Source organism: Solwaraspora sp. WMMA2065 (assembly GCF_030345075.1).
Taxonomy (GTDB): Bacteria; Actinomycetota; Actinomycetes; order Mycobacteriales; family Micromonosporaceae; genus Micromonospora_E.
This window is the reverse complement of sequence record NZ_CP128361.1, coordinates 4,913,461-4,928,998: the sequence shown is the minus strand read 5'-3', so window position 1 is coordinate 4,928,998 and position 15,538 is coordinate 4,913,461. Positions and strand designations below refer to the sequence as shown.

15 protein-coding genes, 1 tRNA gene and 1 riboswitch are annotated in these 15,538 nt (G+C 69.7%); of the genes, 6 read left to right on the top strand and 10 right to left on the bottom strand.

Annotated elements, in window-relative coordinates:
• Window positions 1-115: 115 nt before the first annotated feature.
• Window positions 116-189: transfer RNA gene (locus tag O7610_RS22465), tRNA-Gly, on the bottom strand.
• Window positions 190-335: 146 nt separating this feature from the next.
• A complete protein-coding gene (locus O7610_RS22460) occupies window positions 336-848 on the bottom strand; it encodes a pyridoxamine 5'-phosphate oxidase family protein (protein ID WP_281552432.1) in 513 nt (170 codons plus the stop codon).
• Between the two features lie 127 nt (window positions 849-975).
• Between O7610_RS22460 and dcd the strand changes: the two genes are divergently transcribed.
• Window positions 976-1,554: a dCTP deaminase gene (dcd, locus tag O7610_RS22455; RefSeq protein WP_281552431.1), complete on the top strand. Its 579-nt coding sequence runs from the start codon at window positions 976-978 to the stop codon at window positions 1,552-1,554.
• A gap of 160 nt (window positions 1,555-1,714) precedes the next feature.
• Here the strand turns inward: dcd and O7610_RS22450 are convergent, their stop codons facing one another.
• The 3 genes from O7610_RS22450 to O7610_RS30745 all read right to left on the bottom strand — a co-directional run bounded on the left by O7610_RS22450 (window position 1,715) and on the right by O7610_RS30745 (window position 4,920).
• On the bottom strand, window positions 1,715-2,653 hold the full coding sequence (locus tag O7610_RS22450; protein ID WP_281552430.1) for a C40 family peptidase: 939 nt from the start codon (window positions 2,651-2,653) through the stop codon (window positions 1,715-1,717).
• 98 nt (window positions 2,654-2,751) lie between these two features.
• A riboswitch (cyclic di-AMP (ydaO/yuaA leader) is annotated at window positions 2,752-2,895 on the bottom strand.
• 257 nt (window positions 2,896-3,152) lie between these two features.
• Window positions 3,153-4,196 carry a C40 family peptidase gene (locus O7610_RS22445; RefSeq protein ID WP_289211782.1) on the bottom strand — a complete coding sequence of 348 codons (1,044 nt, stop codon included), beginning with the start codon at window positions 4,194-4,196 and terminating at the stop codon, window positions 3,153-3,155.
• Between the two features lie 286 nt (window positions 4,197-4,482).
• The gene (locus O7610_RS30745) at window positions 4,483-4,920 is read right to left on the bottom strand and encodes an RNA-guided endonuclease InsQ/TnpB family protein (RefSeq protein WP_353850291.1); all 438 of its coding nucleotides are present in this window, start codon (window positions 4,918-4,920) and stop codon (window positions 4,483-4,485) included.
• A 12-nt stretch (window positions 4,921-4,932) separates the two neighbouring features.
• On the opposite strand from O7610_RS30745, the gene O7610_RS22440 reads away from it, so the two are divergent.
• Window positions 4,933-5,622 (top strand): GOLPH3/VPS74 family protein, encoded by a 690-nt coding sequence (locus tag O7610_RS22440; protein WP_281552428.1) that lies wholly within the window; start codon window positions 4,933-4,935, stop codon window positions 5,620-5,622.
• Here the strand turns inward: O7610_RS22440 and O7610_RS22435 are convergent.
• The 3 genes from O7610_RS22435 to O7610_RS22425 all read right to left on the bottom strand — a co-directional run bounded on the left by O7610_RS22435 (window position 5,619) and on the right by O7610_RS22425 (window position 8,969).
• Window positions 5,619-6,203, bottom strand: a complete 585-nt coding sequence (locus O7610_RS22435; RefSeq protein WP_281552427.1) for a VanZ family protein — start codon at window positions 6,201-6,203, stop codon at window positions 5,619-5,621. The genes O7610_RS22440 and O7610_RS22435 overlap by 4 nt on opposite strands.
• A gap of 10 nt (window positions 6,204-6,213) precedes the next feature.
• On the bottom strand, window positions 6,214-8,442 hold the full coding sequence (locus O7610_RS22430) for a heterodisulfide reductase-related iron-sulfur binding cluster (RefSeq protein WP_289211781.1): 2,229 nt from the start codon (window positions 8,440-8,442) through the stop codon (window positions 6,214-6,216).
• A gap of 263 nt (window positions 8,443-8,705) precedes the next feature.
• Complete coding sequence (locus O7610_RS22425) at window positions 8,706-8,969, bottom strand: cell division protein CrgA (protein WP_123606549.1); 264 nt, start codon at window positions 8,967-8,969, stop codon at window positions 8,706-8,708.
• Between the two features lie 230 nt (window positions 8,970-9,199).
• Here O7610_RS22425 and O7610_RS22420 point away from each other — a divergent pair, with 230 nt between their 5' ends.
• From O7610_RS22420 to O7610_RS22405, 4 genes are read left to right on the top strand one after another with little or no spacing between them, the layout of a single operon-like run.
• Window positions 9,200-10,012, top strand: coding sequence for a DUF881 domain-containing protein (locus O7610_RS22420; protein ID WP_281552425.1), 813 nt, complete (start codon window positions 9,200-9,202; stop codon window positions 10,010-10,012).
• Window positions 10,009-11,181 carry a class E sortase gene (locus tag O7610_RS22415; RefSeq protein WP_475047550.1) on the top strand — a complete coding sequence of 391 codons (1,173 nt, stop codon included), beginning with the start codon at window positions 10,009-10,011 and terminating at the stop codon, window positions 11,179-11,181. The genes O7610_RS22420 and O7610_RS22415 overlap by 4 nt, the downstream gene beginning before the upstream one ends.
• A gap of 3 nt (window positions 11,182-11,184) precedes the next feature.
• Window positions 11,185-11,490 carry a hypothetical protein gene (locus O7610_RS22410; protein ID WP_289211780.1) on the top strand — a complete coding sequence of 102 codons (306 nt, stop codon included), beginning with the start codon at window positions 11,185-11,187 and terminating at the stop codon, window positions 11,488-11,490.
• A gap of 14 nt (window positions 11,491-11,504) precedes the next feature.
• Window positions 11,505-12,155: an aminodeoxychorismate/anthranilate synthase component II gene (locus O7610_RS22405; protein ID WP_289211779.1), complete on the top strand. Its 651-nt coding sequence runs from the start codon at window positions 11,505-11,507 to the stop codon at window positions 12,153-12,155.
• Between the two features lie 35 nt (window positions 12,156-12,190).
• Here O7610_RS22405 and pknB read toward each other — a convergent pair whose 3' ends face one another.
• Window positions 12,191-14,026, bottom strand: coding sequence for a Stk1 family PASTA domain-containing Ser/Thr kinase (gene pknB, locus O7610_RS22400; RefSeq protein WP_289211778.1), 1,836 nt, complete (start codon window positions 14,024-14,026; stop codon window positions 12,191-12,193).
• Window positions 14,023-15,537, bottom strand: coding sequence for a serine/threonine-protein kinase (locus tag O7610_RS22395; RefSeq protein ID WP_289211777.1), 1,515 nt, complete (start codon window positions 15,535-15,537; stop codon window positions 14,023-14,025). The genes pknB and O7610_RS22395 overlap by 4 nt, the downstream gene beginning before the upstream one ends.
• Window position 15,538: the final 1 nt, after the last annotated feature.

Sequence of the window (15,538 nt, the reverse complement as noted above, 5' to 3'; positions counted from 1 at the left end):
CCCGAACACCTGATCAGCGTCCGGGTTGACGACCGGAATCTAGGAATTGATCAAAAGGTGGCAGAGCTGACCAACCGCAGCCCAGGACCGACGTCCTGAGCGGGTCTTCCGCATGTGGAGCGGGTGACGGGAATCGAACCCGCACTGTCAGCTTGGGAAGCTGATGTTCTGCCATTGAACTACACCCGCGAGCGGCCCCACTCTACCCGGTCCGCCCGGTCGCTGCGCAACAGGCCCGGCCGCCAACCGAGCACAGCATGGGGTACGGCTCGGCGCCCGTCGACCGACCGTCAACGGGTAGGGCGTCAACGCGTCGGCCGGTGCCACGCGGCGGGTCAGCAGGCGACCGGGGTCGGCACCGGGTGGGAAACGCTGCCGCTGGTCGGGTCGAGCCAGACCTGGACGGCTGGTTGCCGTGGCGCCGCCGCGTAGTGGCCGGTGCCGCCAGCGCGTTGCGCCACCATCGCCACGTCGACGGTGAACTCGAACAGCCGCCAGTCGACGTGCGGCACGGCCCCGAGATCGCTGGCGAGCCGACCCACCTTGGCCGGATCGGTGACCGGATGCGCCCGACCTGCCAGGTACGCCTCGTCGTCTCTCTCCTCCGGCGGGAACGAGTGCAGCGCGTACCGACCGTCCCGCTCCAGGTCACGCCGCTTCGGCGAGTCGATGATGAAGCAGAACAGCCCACTGTCGGTGATCACCGGGGAGACCGGGTGCACCCGGGGACCACCGTCGGCTCGGACGGTGGCGAGGTAGCCGAGGCCGGGACCGTACTGCTGCATGAGGAGTCGGATCGCCGTGGCCAGGCGGGGCTCGTCGGCTGCGAACTCGGACCAGGTTGCCATGCGGTGATTCTATCGAACATGTGTACGAAGAGATAGTGGGATCGCCCGGCCACGCCGATCCGGGTACGTTCCGGCCAGGACACCGGCCGCACGGTCACACCGGCCGCACGGTCGCTATCGTGTGACGATGCTCCTCTCCGACCGGGACATCGTCGCGGAGACCAAGTCCGGCGGCCTCTCCCTCGAGCCGTTCGAATCCTCGCTCATCCAGCCGTCGAGCATCGATGTCCGGCTCGACCGGTATTTCCGGGTCTTCAACAACCACCTGTACACCCACATCGACCCGGCCACCCGGCAGGACGATCTGACGTCCCAGGTCGAGGTGCCCAGCGGCGACCCGTTCGTCCTGCACCCCGGTGAGTTCGTCCTTGCCTCCACGCTCGAGGTCGTCTCGCTCGGCGACGGCCTGGCCGCCCGGCTGGAGGGCAAGTCGAGCCTGGGTCGGCTGGGCCTGTTGACCCACTCCACCGCCGGCTTCATCGACCCCGGCTTCTCCGGCCACGTGACGCTGGAGTTGTCCAACGTGGCGAACCTGCCGATCAAGCTCTGGCCCGGGATGAGGATCGGGCAGTTGTGCATCTTCCGGCTCTCGTCGCCGTCCGAGCATCCGTACGGGTCGGCGGTCTACGGATCCCGGTACCAGGGGCAGCGTGGGCCCACTCCGAGCCGGTCCTGGCAGCGGTGGCGCACCTGGCCGACCAGCTGAACCGGCTGGGCTGTCGGAGAGCCGACCCATTGGCGGCGGGCAGGCGAAAGGCGCCCTCCCAAGCCGGGGGGAGACATGGGAGGGCGCCTTTCCGGTGGCCGGTGCTGCCGCTTGACGGGGGGATCAGCGACACGCGCCAGGCCATGGGGAGGAGTGAGGTCTAGCCGGGCCTGCCGTAACTGTGCACACTCGAACCGATCTTGCGCATCTGCACCGGTTCGCCCGCCTGGGAGGCGTGCACGATCCAGCCGTTACCCACGTACATGCCGACGTGGGAGAGCCCGCTGTAGTAGAAGATGAGGTCGCCGGGGCGCAGCTGGTCCCGGCTCACATTGGCGGTCACCTGACGCTGCCGGGCCGCGTTGTGTGGCAGTGAGACACCGGCCTGCCCCCAGGCGGCCAGGGTGAGACCGGAGCAGTCGTAGCTGCCCGGTCCTGCCGAACCCCACACGTACGGCTTGCCGATCTGCGCGCAGGCGAAGGTGACGGCCTTGCCGGCCGCACCGCCGGGGTAGGTCGCCGGGCAGGGCGCGGGACGCAGCGAGCCGAGGGTGTTGGTCGAGCCGTACGCCTCCAGGCGCAGGTCCTGCAACCGGTCGACCTCGGCGTCGATCTCCTTGGCCTTCGCCGCCAGCTGGGCCTCGGTACTGGTCAGCTCGACGATCAACTCGTCGAGCGGGGCCTTCTTCGCGGCGTACTCGTTCCTGAGGTCGACGACGGCCTGCACGTCACGGGCCTGCCGGCGGGCGAACTGGTCCAGCAGCTCGAGCTGGTCGGCGAGGTGGGTCGGCTTGCCGTTGGTGAGAATCGCGTTGAAGACCGACGGGCTACCACCCTTGTACGACCGCGCGGCGAACTCGCTGACCCGGTCCATCGCCAGGTCGATCTGGATCTGCAGCGGCTTGATCTTCTTCTGCAGTTCGTCCGCCTGCTTCTTCTTGGCGGCGAGATCCTGCCGTACGGCGTTGTGCCGTTCGATCGTCGGTTCGAGCTCGGCCCAGACCTCGTCAATCTGCGACTCGATTTCGGCGACGGTCGGCTGCGCCTGCGCCGGCGCTCCGACCAGCAGCAGACCGACGCCGGTGGTGGCGGCGATCAACGCGGTGAGTATTCGTCGAGGGTCGTGCGGCGTTCTTCGCCGATGGTCGCGGCTGGACCACCGGAGGTATCGCCGAGGGGCGCTCGTAGCCACCGGACTCCTTCTCCCCAGACCGCCTACCGGGTTAGCTGACGGGTTCGGGCGGAAAGGAGACGCCCTACCGCAGGTGGTCTGCGGATTCACCCCGGGAGTGCCGTGGGTCCCCGGCTCGCCGTCAGGCGGCGATTAGGTGGTGTCAGGTCGAGGTCAACCCGGTTGGTTGACGTCCTCCCGACTCGACGATCCCCAAGGTTAGAGAGCAGCGTTCTCGCTACGCAAGCGAGAACACAGACTATCTCATTGAGTACGCGGACGATTGCGCATCGTGCATAGGCTGCCATCGTTCAAGCGTTCGAATTTTGCTGGGCGGACCGGCCCGTTCAGACCGGTCCGACCGTACGTTCGGCTGGCCAAAGCACGTCACTCAGATTGCCCTGGCGAGCGGGCTGACCTGCTGCGATCAGCCGACCCGCTTGAATCCGGCGAGCGGCATGTTGTCGATGTTCTCCATCTGCACGGGTTGACCTGCGCGTGGAGCGTGCACCATCAGGCCATTACCGATGTAGATCCCCACGTGATGCAGATCACTAAAGAAGAACACGAGATCCCCTGGTCTGGCGTTGGCGCGACTGACCGAACTGCCCTGATTCCACTGAGTTCCGGTGTAATGCGTGAGACTGACACCGGCACTTGCCCAGGCATACTGGGTCAGGCCGGAACAGTCGAACGCGTTCGGCCCGGTGGCACCCCAGACGTACGGCTTGCCGAGTTGTGCACACGCGGTGCGTACCGCGGTCCCGGCGGCTCCACCGACCGACACCGCCGGACACGGGCCGGAGGCACCAGATCCGCCGGTGTAGCCGGTGGACTGGTACGCGGCGTTTCGCGCCCGTTCCAGGCGCTTGATCTCGGCGTCAATGGTCTTGCGCTGCTCGGCGAGCGTCTTGTCCTGTGCCTGCTGCTTCGTGATCAACTCGTCCAGCGTCTGCCGTTCGGCGAGATAGCGGTCGCGGGTCTCCAGAACGGCGGTGATCTTTTCTTGCCGACGCTTGGAGATCCGGTCCAGCACCACGAGCTGATCCGCCAGGCTGGTCGGTGATCCGGTCCGGAGGAGTGCGTTCAGCTCGCTCGACGGCCCGGTCCGGTAATAGCGGTTGGCCACCTCACCGATCTCGTCCGCCGCCAGGTTGGCCTGCAGCGACAGCGGGCGGATCTTCTCGTCGAGCGCAGCCGCCTTCTTCTCGTTGGCCTTGAGCTCGCTGTGCACCTTGTTGTACTGCTCGATGACCGGTTCCAGTTTCAGCCACTGGGCGTCCAACTCGGCTTCGATCTCAGCGAGCGTCGGCTCGGCGTGAGCCGGAACAGCCGGGAAGACCAGTGCGGTTACGGTAAGCAACAGCGCAAACGCGATACGCTGAAGAACTCGTACACGCGGATGCTCTCCGCGTCGATATGGGGACCCACTGTGACGATGGATGTGCGAGTTTGCGAGCGCACGTGCCATTGGCAGCGACTCCTTCAATGGTCGATCGCTGGGGCCTCACGGGCGGGGGTACGGAGGCCGACATCCGCAGCGGTCGGTGCATCACCTTATTGGAAAGCGCGGCGTTCGTTCAAGACCGCCTGCCGTCTCTGCTTCATTGCAAGCAGCTGCTCGTCGCCGCCTGCAGCCGCTGCTTCTCTCGCAGCTACCGTTTCTCCTGCAGGCACCGGGCTGGGCGGTTAGCGTGTTGACTTCCTCCCCGCCCTGGAGGAACGGGGATTCCCTGGGTCGCCCCAGGGGGTTCCTGCTACACCGACGACCGCCCCGTCCGAGAGGAGGACTCCTGGTGAGGTCTCACACCGCCTCCACAGGCAGTCACGGAGAGCCCCTCCGCGAGGATCGTCTGGGTTTCACGAACGAGCCGAGTGGTCAACTTGTGCAGGTGATCACGGCGGCGGTCGGCGCTCCGGGCATGAACCCGGGCCACCGCCAACCGGGCCTTGGCCCGGTTGGCCGAACCTCTGGCCCTGCGTGCGAGGTTCCGCTGGGCGCGGGCCAGCCGCTGCCGGTCACGGTGTTCATGTCTCGGGTTGGGGATCTTCTCCCCGGTCGACAGGGTGAACAGGCTGTCGAGGCCGGCGTCGACCCCCACCACGGCAGTGGTGGCCGAGGAAGGCGAGGTCGTGCCTGCCCTGCTTCCGCAGGGGTTCCGGTTCCTCCCCGGCCGCAACGCCGGAGTATCCACGGAAGGACTTTGATGACGTCGCTCAGCCTCGCGGAGGAGCTGGTCCTGCTCAGCTATGACGATTCCGGGACCGCGACCGTCGCTTCCCCCGAGCTCGACTATGCGGTCGCCGGGGCGGTGTTGTGCGACCTCGCCGTCGGCGGGCAGATTTCGATCGACACGGACGGCCGGGTGCAGGCCGGCGACGATCCCGGCAGCGGGTACGCGCCCGGCAGCGACCCGGGTCGGAAGCTGCTCGACCGGGTACGGACCAGGATTCTGGCCGAGCCTGGCCGCGCGACCCGCGACTGGGTGGTCGATCTGTCCCACGGTGTAGTCGACGAGGTACTCAACGGGCTGGTCGTCTCGGGGGTGCTCCGCCGGGAACGGGACCGGGTGCTCTGGGTGCTGCCCCGGACCAAATTCGCTCCGCCGGACGGCGGCGAACCGCCCGCCGAGACGGAGACCCGGCGACGGCTGGCCGCCGCCGAGCGCGGCGCCGGACCGGTCGGACCACGTACCGCCGCGTTGGCCTGCCTGCTGAACGCACTCGACGTGCCGGACGTCGGTGCTGCACCACCTTTGGACGCGCGGCGCCGGCCGCCCGCAGTGCTCGGGCCGGCAGCCTGGCCGATCGCTGCGACCACCGACGTCGTCGCCGGGTACCGGGCAACGGTCGCCCGCAGCGTCTTCACCGCCACCGACGTCGCGACTGGCAGCTAGCTGACCTTGGTAGGTGACGGCGCGAACCGCCGCCACAGCAACCGGACCACGCCGCCGCCGACCGCCCCGATCAGCACCCCGGTCGCGTTGTTGACCCAGTCGTAGCCGACACACTCACGGCCGACGCCGAGCACCGCCTGGCCTACTTCGACGACCACCGGGGCCAGCAGGAGCAGCCCGGTGGCCAGCGCTGGCCGGCGGACCGCCAGCACCGTGCAGAACGCCAGTGGTACGAACATCGCCACGTTGCCGACCCGTTCGCCGAGCGAGTCGACGGTGACCAGCCCGGACCACAGCACCGCCGGATCGGTGAGCGACCGGAGGCACGCGGCGAAGACCTCCCCGTCCGGGCCGGAAACGGAGACCCCGGGGGCGAGCGGTACGCCGGACCCGGTCGGTGCCGGTGGCAGGGTGAGCGCGGCGATCGCGGCAGCGCCGAGAAGCATCCCGAGCGTCGGCCAGCGTGCCCAGCCGAGCCGTACGGCGAGCGGCCGGTGCGCCAGCAGGCTCACGCCGGCCAGCGCCGCGAGGGTGAGGAACGGCCAGGGCTGGGAGAGGAACTCGCGGGCCCAACCCAGCACCCGCTTCTCCCTACTCCTCGGCCGACGATGACGCCGACGATGCTACCGCCGGCTTGACCGACCTGAGCAGCACCGTCGCCACATCGACGACCTCGACGTTCTCGTCCGCCGCGCCGCTGGACTGCTTGCCGGTGACCCCGTCGCCGAGCATGGTGTAGCAGAAGGGGCAACCGACCGCGATGGTCTGGGCACCGGTGGAGAGCGCCTCCTCGACCCGGTCGACGTTGACCCGTTTGCCGATCCGCTCCTCCATCCACATCCTCGCCCCGCCGGCGCCGCAGCAGAACGAGCGTTCCGAGTTGCGCGGCATCTCCCGCAGCTGGGCCGCGTCGCCGCCCGCCCCGGCGCCTGCGGTCAACGCGGCACCGAGCACTTCCCGGGGCGGGCTGAACACCCGGTTGTGCCGGCCCAGGTAGCACGGGTCGTGGTAGGTCAACCCACCGTCGACCGGGGTGACCGGGGTGAGCTTGCCGGCGGTGACCAGGTGGGCCAGCAGTTGGGTGTGGTGTACGACGTCGAAGTGGCCGCCGAGCTGGCCGTACTCGTTGCCGAGGGTGTTGAAGCAGTGCGGGCAGGTCGCGACGATCTTGCGTCTCGCCGGCTCCCGGTCGCCGAACGCCTCGTTGATGGTCTCGACGTTCTGCTGGGCCAGCATCTGGAAGACGAACTCGTTGCCGATCCGCCGTGCCGGGTCGCCGGTGCAGGTCTCGCCCTCGCCGAGGATGGCGAAGTCGACGCCGGCTTCGTGCAGCAGGGTCGCCACCGCGCGGGTGGTCTTCTTGGCCCGGTCCTCGAACGCGCCGGCGCAGCCGACCCAGAACAGGTACTCGAAGTCGTCCACCTCGCCGACCCGGGGCACCGCGAAGTCGAGCCCTTTGGTCCAGTCCTCCCGGGTGTTCGGTGGAGCACCCCACGGGTTGCCCTTGTTCTCCAGGTTACGCAGCATCACGCCGGCCTCGCTGGGGAAGCTCGACTCGATCAGCACCTGGTAGCGGCGCATGTCGACGATGTGGTCGACGTGTTCGATGTCCACCGGGCACTGCTCCACGCAGGCCCCGCAGGTGGTGCACGACCAGAGCACGTCCGGGTCGATGACGCCGCCGTCGTCGGCGCCGCCGATCAGCGGGCGGTCGGCCTCGGCCAGCGCCAGGGCGTCGACCTTGGCGAGTTGTTCGGTCGTACCCTTCTCCTCGCCGGTGAGATCCTTTCCGCCGCCGGCGAGCAGGTACGGCGCCTTGGCGTAGGCGTGGTCGCGCAGCGACAGCACGAGCAGCTTCGGCGACAGCGGCTTGCCGGTGTTCCAGGCCGGGCACTGCGACTGGCAGCGGCCACACTCCGTACAGGTGGTGAAGTCGAGCAGGCCCTTCCAGCTGAACTGTTCGACCTGAGCGACGCCGAACTGGTCCGACTCCGGGTCGGCCTCTTCGAAGTCGAGCGGCTTGCCGTCGCTCATCATCGGCCGCAGCGCGCCGAGGCCGGAGTTGGGCCGGCCGGGGTCCCGCTTGAAGTAGATGTTGAAGAAGGCGGCGAACCGGTGCCAGGCCACCCCCATGGTCAGCGTCAGCGCGATGACGATCAGCCAGGTCATCGAGATGAGAATCTTGATCAGGGCGGTGATGCTGATCGCCGATTCGGAGGCGGGCAGGACGGCACCGAGCGCGTGGCTCACCGGGGTGGCCCAGACCGGGAAGTCGAAGTGGTCGGTGGCCACCCGGAAGCCACGGATCAAGAAGCCGCAGATCAGTACGGCGAGCACGACGGCTTCGACGAAGTAGCCCTGCCACATCGTCGAGCCGGTGAACCGTGACCGGCCGCCGGCGCGGGTCGGCCGGTTCGCCAGCCGGATCCCGATCAGCACGCCGATACCCGCCATGCCGAGGATCGAGATGAGCTCGGTGACCAGCCCGTACAGCAGCCAACCGCCGATCACCGGAATGCCGCCGCCGGCGTCGACCACCTCGAAGTACGCCTCCAGTACGAGGATGGAGAGCACGATGAAGGCGACCATGACGAACCAGTGGGCCGCCCCGACGACGCTCCATTTGAGCATCCGGGTGTGGCCGAGGGTTTCGCTCAGCATCACCTTCGCCCGGGTGGCCGGGTCACCGGTGCGGTGCGGGTCGGCCTTGCCGAGTCGGATGATCGAGACGAACTGCCAGACCGCCCGGCCGGCGAGCACCACCGCGACGGCGGTGACGATGGCGGCGACGACCGTGGTGACGATCTGGACCGTACCCATTCGTTGGCCTCCCGGTGTGCTGGACGAGCGGCAGAGTGACCGGAAGGCCGGTCACGGAGCTTCAGCCTACCGCCAGGTTACCCATGGGTAATGTGACGAGCGTCGCACCGGACCGGCGCCCGGTACTCGCCACCCTATGGCAGCGTCGCCGCCGCGCCGCCGCCCGGCCCTCGATAAAACAGCAGGTCGGCCGGCGTCCTCGGGGACACCGACCGACCTTGGGCGGCACTGGCGGGCCGGCTGCGGACCGACTGTGAACCGGGTCAGCGCCAGCGGGAGAGCAGGATCAGCGAACTCACCATGGCGCCGAACCCGATCGCCAGGTTCCAGTAGCCCCAGGAGGCGACCGGGTAGGCGGTCTCCGACAGGTAGTAGACGACCAGCCAGCCGATGCCGAAGACGATCAACGAGACGGCGCTGATCGGCAACCAGACCGGACTCGGCTTGCGGGTGGCAGCCGTCTGGGTCGGGCGGACGTCGGTCGGCGGGGTGTAGACCTTCTTCTTGCGAACCTGCGACTTGGGCACGACGCTCTCCTGGTGGCTATCATCCGGCCCGGCAACCGGACGCAGCGGCGACGGTCCATGGCCAATAATGTTCAAGAGCTAGCGTAGTCAAGTTGCCGCGATCCGGCCACGGGCCGCAGCACGGCAGCAGCGACATTTGGGCACAACCAGGTCCACCAGGTGCGATAGACCGCCCAGGTGGTCCATTATGCGGACACTTGTCGATGGCCGGCAGGCGGAGAGGGGGCGAGATGGAGTACACCTCCGGCAGCGCGTCCTGGCGGGACGTGGTCCGGCGTGCCGTTCGCGGACTGCTGCGTCGCCGGCGCGGCGCGGAGCAGCCCGGCTGGTCCGCCGGCGTACCGCTGATCGCGCTGCTCGCCGGCCTGCTGTTCACCACGACCGCCACCACCGCCAGCGGCACCAGCCTGCGGGAGGACCGTCGACCACAACTCGCGCAGCTGATCGACGACCGACGTACCCAGCTGGCCGCCGCCGAGGAACGAGCCGCCCAACTGCGCGACCAGGTCGACCAGCAGACGGAGCTGGTCGCCGGGTCGGACGAGCCGATCGCGCGGCAGCAGGCCCGGATCGACGCGAACCGGTCAGCGGCCGGCTTCACCGCGCTGGCCGGCCCGGGCGTCATCATCGAACTCGACGACGCGCCGCGGCTGACCGACCTGCCGGACGGTGCCAGCAACGACGACCTGGTGGTGCACCAGAGCGACGTACAGGCAGTGGTCAACGCACTGTGGGCCGGCGGCGCCGAAGCGATGTCAATCATGGATGTACGGGTGTTGGCGACCAGCGCGGTACGCTGTGTCGGGAACACGCTGTTGTTGCACGGCGGGGTCTACTCGCCCCCATTTCGGATCGCCGCGATCGGTGACCCCAGCGCCCTGCAGCAGGCGCTGGCCGACTCCGAAGGGGTGCAGTTGTTCAGGGACGCCGTGACCCACTTCCAGCTGGGCTACCAGGAGACCGTCGAAGCCGAGCTGACCGTGCCGGCGTTCGACGGCTCGGCAGCGCTGCGGCACACCACCGTTGCGGAGTCGGCGCGATGACCCGGCCCGGGGTGCCCGGCCATCCAGAGGCGCCCGGCCATCCCGACCAACCGCACGACTCGGGCCGGCACCGCACATACCACACCGACGACTCGACCACGGTGCTTCCCCGCTTCACCGGGCCGAACCCGGCAACGGCCCCGGGCCCGACACCCCCGGCACATCAGCACCCGCCCGGCTACTCGCCGCAGCAACTGGCCCAGTACCAGCGCCCCCGGCCGCCGGAGCGCGACGATGCTGCCCGCACGGCCGTCATCCCCGCCTACCCGGCCGAGCCGGCCGCGTCCACCACGGTGCTGCCGGTCGTGATCAGCAGCTACCAGCCGCCGCCGAACGGCGAGTCACCGGCCGGCAGCGGGCGGGATCCCGGCCCCGGCGAGCGCGACGGTGCCGCCCCCCGTCGCGGTGAGCGGGTGGTCAAGTTGCGACCGGAGCGCACCGACAGCGGTTACAAGAGCGTGTACTCCGAACTGACCAGACCGACCATCTGGACCGCGCTGCGCACCACCGCCCGGGTCACCGGGGAGCTGCTGATCACCTTCGGCATCGTGGTACTGCTCTTCGCCGGCTACGAGATCTGGGGCAAGTCGGTCATCGTCAACGCCCATCAGGACGAGCTCAGCGACCAGCTCGCCCAGCAGTGGGCCGAGGTGCCCGAGCCGGTGGTCAGCGACGGCCCGACACCCGAGCCCGAGGCGTCCCCCACCATCCAGGTGCAGGGCACCCCGGTCGCCGGGCTCTACATCCCGAAGCTGGACAAGAACTGGATCGTCGTCGAGGGCGTCGGCCAGGACGACATCCGGTACGCACCGGGCCACTACCCGGACAGCGCCGGCCCCGGGGAGGTCGGCAATTTCTCGGTGGCCGGGCACCGCAACCGGGCCACCTTCTGGCGGCTGGACGAGCTGGGCGACGGCGACACGATCGTCGTCGAGGACCGGGACACCTGGCACGTGTACGCGGTCACCCGCAACCACATCGTGCTGCCCAACCAGACCGAAGTGGTCGCCGCCGTACCCGGCGACCGCCGGGCGCAGCCGACCGAGGCGATGCTGACCCTGACCACCTGCCACCCGAAGTTCGACAACTACCAGCGGCTGATCGTGCACGCGGCGCTGGTCCGCAGCCAGCCCAAGGCCGATGGCCGACCGGCGGAACTCGGCGGCTGAGCCATGTACGCCTGGATCTGGCGCAAGCTCCCGTTCGGCACGCCCGGCAAGCTGATCGGTTCGGCGCTGCTCGCCGGGCTGACGGTCGTCCTGCTCTGGTACGTGGTCTTCCCGTGGGCGGAGCCGCTGCTGCCGTTCGACGACGTCCAGGTGACCGAGGACGGCGGCGGCACCGGTACCGACCCCGGTGACGGTGGTCCGGCTGACGGCACCGACGGCGGCGACCCGGACAGTGGCGGCGACGACGACTACGAGCTGCCGTACGACACCGAGACGAACAACCCCGTACCCGATGAGAACGGCGACTAGAGTCAGGTGTCCGCGTGCGCGTACTGGTGATCGACAACTACGACTCGTTCGTGTTCAACCTGGTGCAGTACCTCGGCCAGCTGGGTGCCGACTGCGACGTTCGGCGCAACGACGAGATCTCCGTCGACGAGGTCGGCCGGCTCGGCGCGGCCGGTGTGCTGCTCTCCCCCGGGCCGGGTGCGCCGGACAGCGCCGGCATCTGCCTGGAGGTCATCGAGCGGTACGCCGGACAGCTGCCGATCCTCGGCGTCTGCCTCGGCCACCAGGCGATCGGTGCCGCGTTCGGTGGGGTCGTCGAACGTGCTCCCGAGCTGCTGCACGGCAAGACCTCGCTGGTCGAGCATCGGGGCGTCGGGGTGCTGGCCGGGCTGCCGGACCCGTTCACCGCCACCCGCTACCACTCACTGGCGGTACGCGAGGACAGTCTGCCGGCCGAGATCGAGGTCACCGGGCGGACCGCGTCCGGGGTGGTGATGGCGATGCGGCACCGGAGCCTGCCGGTCGAGGGTGTGCAGTTCCACCCCGAGTCGGTGCTCACCGAGGGCGGCCATCTGATGCTGGCGAACTGGCTGGCCGGGTGCGGTCTGCCGCAGGCCCGGCAGCGGGCACCGCGACTCGCCGCCGAGGTGGAGACCCGGCGGCGGGCCGCGTTCGTGTCGGCCTGAGCGCAGGCCCGGCCGCTAGGACCGCGGGCCGCGACTCAGTCGAACAGCCGGGAGACGGGCGCGGTGGGCAGCAGGCCGCTCACTCCGCTGCCTGGGGTGCTGGAGCCACCACCACCGCCCTCGCCGTCACCGTCGCCCGGTGGCGGGCTGGTCGTCGGGGGTGAGCCGGTCGGCGACGGGCTGCCGGTCGGGTCCGGCGACGGCTCCACCTCCTGCCGGGGCTGGGAGACGACGATCTCCACCCGGGAGTTGACCCGGTGCTCGCCGTTGTTCGGACTCTGGCTGGTGACGATGCCGGCATCGGCCGGGTCGACTTCCTCCCCGTCGATCACCCGCGGGTCGAAGCCGCGGTTTTCAAGCGTCGCGACGGCCTGGGCTTCGGTGTAGCCGACGACGTTCGGCATGTCCCGCAGGTTGTTGAGCGAGACGTGCACCTCGACCTCGCTGCCCACCTCCACCATCTCGCCGGCGCTGGGCACCTCGATCACCTGGTCCTTCGGTGCCGAGCTGTCCACCTCCTCGAAGACGGCGATCAGCTTTCGGTCGGTGAGCTGCTGCTCGGCGGCGCTGCGGGTGAAGCCTTTCATGTCGGGCACCTGGACCTTGCCCGGGCCGGAGCAGACGACGAGGGCCACCTCGGAGCCCGGCTCGACGGCGCCCGGCTCCGGTGACTGCTCGATGACGGTGTTGACCGTACAGTTCGCGTCGTCGCGAGGGGTGACGTCCGCTGTCAGCTGCAGGTCGGTGAGGGTCAGCTGGGCCTGTTCGATCGGCTCGTTGACCAGGTTGGGCAGATCGACGGTGACCGGCTCGTCGGGGCCGGAGTTCATCCAGATCAGCCCGGTGGCCAGGGCGATCACCGCGAAGACGCCCAGCGCGCTGAGGCCGGCGATGACCGCCGGCGAGGTCCGCCTCGGCGGCGGGCCGCCGACGCCGCCGGGGATCCGCTGGGTCGAGCCGGTACGCCCGGTCGCGCCCATCGCGACGGTTTCGTCGTCGCGCAGCACCGGGGTGGCCAGCACCGGCCGGCCGGAGGCGGCGCGCAGCAGGTCGGCACGCATCTCGCCGGCGCTCTGGTAGCGGTTGACCGGGTTCTTGGCAAGCGCCTTCAACACGATCGCGTCGATCGCCGGGGTGACGTCCCGGTTGATCTCGCTCGGCGCCCGCGGGTCCTCCCGGACGTGCTGGTAGGCGACGCTGACCGGGCTGTCCCCGACGAACGGCGGATGGCCGCAGAGCAGCTCGAACAGCACACAGCCGGCTGCGTAGACGTCGGATCGGGCGTCCACCGACTCGCCCCGGGCCTGCTCCGGGGAGAGGTACTGCGCGGTGCCGATCACCGCCGAGGTCTGGGTCATCGTGGTCGCGCCGCTGGCCAGCGCGCGGGCGATGCCGAAGTCCATCACCTTGACCTGGTCGGTCTGGGTGAGCATGACGTTGCCGGGCTTGATGTCCCGGTGGATGATGCCGTGCCGGTGGCTGAACTCCAGAGCGGCGCAGACGTCGGCGCAGTACTCCAGGGCCCGACGCGGGTGCAGCCGGCCCTCGGCGGCGAGCACCTCCTTGAGGGTGCGGCCGTTGACGAACTCCATGACGATGAACGGCAGCGGCTCGCCGGTGGCGGCGTACTCCTCGCCGGTGTCGTAGACCGCGACGATCGCCGGGTGGTTGAGCGACGCGGAGTTCTGCGCCTCCCGCCGGAACCGTTCCTGGAAAGTCCGGTCCCGGGCCAGGTCGGTGCGCAGCATCTTGATCGCGACGTCACGGCCGAGCCGCAGGTCACGGCCGCGGTGAACCTCGGCCATACCGCCGTAGCCGAGCAACTCGCCGACCTGGTACCTGCCGCCTAGCAGGCGGGCCTGCGCGGTCATCGTCCTTGTCGTCCTTCGCTCGTCTGGTCGTCATCGGATCGGACCAAGTCGGGTGCTTCCATCGACGGTACGGGTTCCACGCTGGTTTCGACGTGTCCGGCTGCCATCTGGTTCTCAGCCGTAACCAATCGCACCACGGGTTGCCCCAGAGCGGTCGAACTGCTGGCGCTGTCGATGATCCGGTAAGCGACCAGCCCGGTGCAGAGCAGCACGATCAACGCTCCGAGGATGATCGCCAGGACGGTGAACACTTGCCGGTGCAGGCCACCGGACCGCTGGGGCGGGGCTGGTGGCCGGTTGTAGCCGTACGGGTTGGGTGGCCGACCCGACGCGGGAAGGGGCTGCCGCGCCGGGGTGGCAGGGTGATGGTAGCCGGCCGGATACCCGCCCGGCATCATCGGCGTGGTGGCGGGCCGGTAGCCGGGTGGTCCGGGCATCGGCTGCCCCGGCGGCGGCCGCTGACCGGGCGGCACCGAGCCGGGGTGCATCGGCCCTGGCGACATCGGGCCCGGAGACATCGGCCCGGGAGACATGGGTGCGGGGCCGGACGCCATCGGCGAAACCGGCGCTGCCGAGGTGGGCCGGGGCGCGGCCGGGTGCTGGCCGGGATGCTGCTGGCCAGGATGTTGCTGGCCCGGGTGCTGCTGAGCGTGTGGTGGCCGGGGCGGGCCGGCCGGTGGCCGGGGCTGGCCGGCGAGTGTGGTGGCGGCCTGCCGGGAGACGGCGGCCATCGTGGCGGCGCTCTGCCAGCGCGCCGCCGGATCCTTGGCGAGCGCGCGCTCGACGAAGCTGCGGACCACGGGTGGGATGTCCGACGGCAGCGCGCGCGGCACCTCCCGCACGTGCTTCATGGCGATTTCCAGCGGATTGTCGCCCTCAAACGGCCGCCGACCGGACAGACACTGGTAGGCGACCACGCCGAGCGCGTACACGTCGGAAGCCGGCGTCGCGACCGCGCCGGACGCCTGCTCGGGGGAGATGTACGAAGCGGTGCCGAGCACCGAGCCGGCGGCGGTCAACTGGCCGACGATCTCTGAGCGGGCGATGCCGAAGTCGGTCAGCACCAGCGTGCCGTTGGGTCGTACCAGCAGGTTGCCCGGCTTGACGTCGCGGTGCACGATGCCCTTTTCGTGGGCCGCGTGCAGCGCGTCGGCGGCCTGGGCGATCAGCGCCATGGTGCGGGCCGGGGTGAGCCGCCCGACCCGGGACAGGGTGCGCGACAGCGCGTCGCCCTCGACGTACTCCATCACCAGGAAGGCGATGTGCTTGTCGCTGCCGTAGTCGTAGACGTCGACCACGCCGGGATGGTTGATGGTGGCCATGGTGCGGGCCTCGCCGCGGAACCGCTCAGCGAAGCCGGGCTCCTCGAGCAGCGCGGGAAGCAGGCTCTTGACTGCGACGGTACGGCCGAGCACCTCGTCGGTGCCGCGCCACACGTCGCCCATCCCGCCGCTGGCGATGCGCTCGTCGAGCCGGTAGCGGCCGCCGAGCAGGACTCCGGAGCTCAGCATC

Bases quoted from the DNA above. Each gene is read 5' to 3' on its own strand.
- O7610_RS22460 (WP_281552432.1), bottom strand. From the start codon at position 848: ATGGCAACCTGGTCCGAGTTCGCAGCCGACGAGCCCCGCCTGGCCACG.
- dcd (WP_281552431.1), top strand. From the start codon at position 976: ATGCTCCTCTCCGACCGGGACATCGTCGCGGAGACCAAGTCCGGCGGC.
- O7610_RS22445 (WP_289211782.1), bottom strand. From the start codon at position 4,196: ATGGCACGTGCGCTCGCAAACTCGCACATCCATCGTCACAGTGGGTCC.
- O7610_RS22440 (WP_281552428.1), top strand. From the start codon at position 4,933: ATGACGTCGCTCAGCCTCGCGGAGGAGCTGGTCCTGCTCAGCTATGAC.
- O7610_RS22430 (WP_289211781.1), bottom strand. From the start codon at position 8,442: ATGGGTACGGTCCAGATCGTCACCACGGTCGTCGCCGCCATCGTCACC.
- O7610_RS22420 (WP_281552425.1), top strand. From the start codon at position 9,200: ATGGAGTACACCTCCGGCAGCGCGTCCTGGCGGGACGTGGTCCGGCGT.
- O7610_RS22415 (WP_475047550.1), top strand. From the start codon at position 10,009: ATGACCCGGCCCGGGGTGCCCGGCCATCCAGAGGCGCCCGGCCATCCC.
- O7610_RS22410 (WP_289211780.1), top strand. From the start codon at position 11,185: ATGTACGCCTGGATCTGGCGCAAGCTCCCGTTCGGCACGCCCGGCAAG.
- pknB (WP_289211778.1), bottom strand. From the start codon at position 14,026: ATGACCGCGCAGGCCCGCCTGCTAGGCGGCAGGTACCAGGTCGGCGAG.
- O7610_RS22395 (WP_289211777.1), bottom strand. From the start codon at position 15,537: ATGCTGAGCTCCGGAGTCCTGCTCGGCGGCCGCTACCGGCTCGACGAG.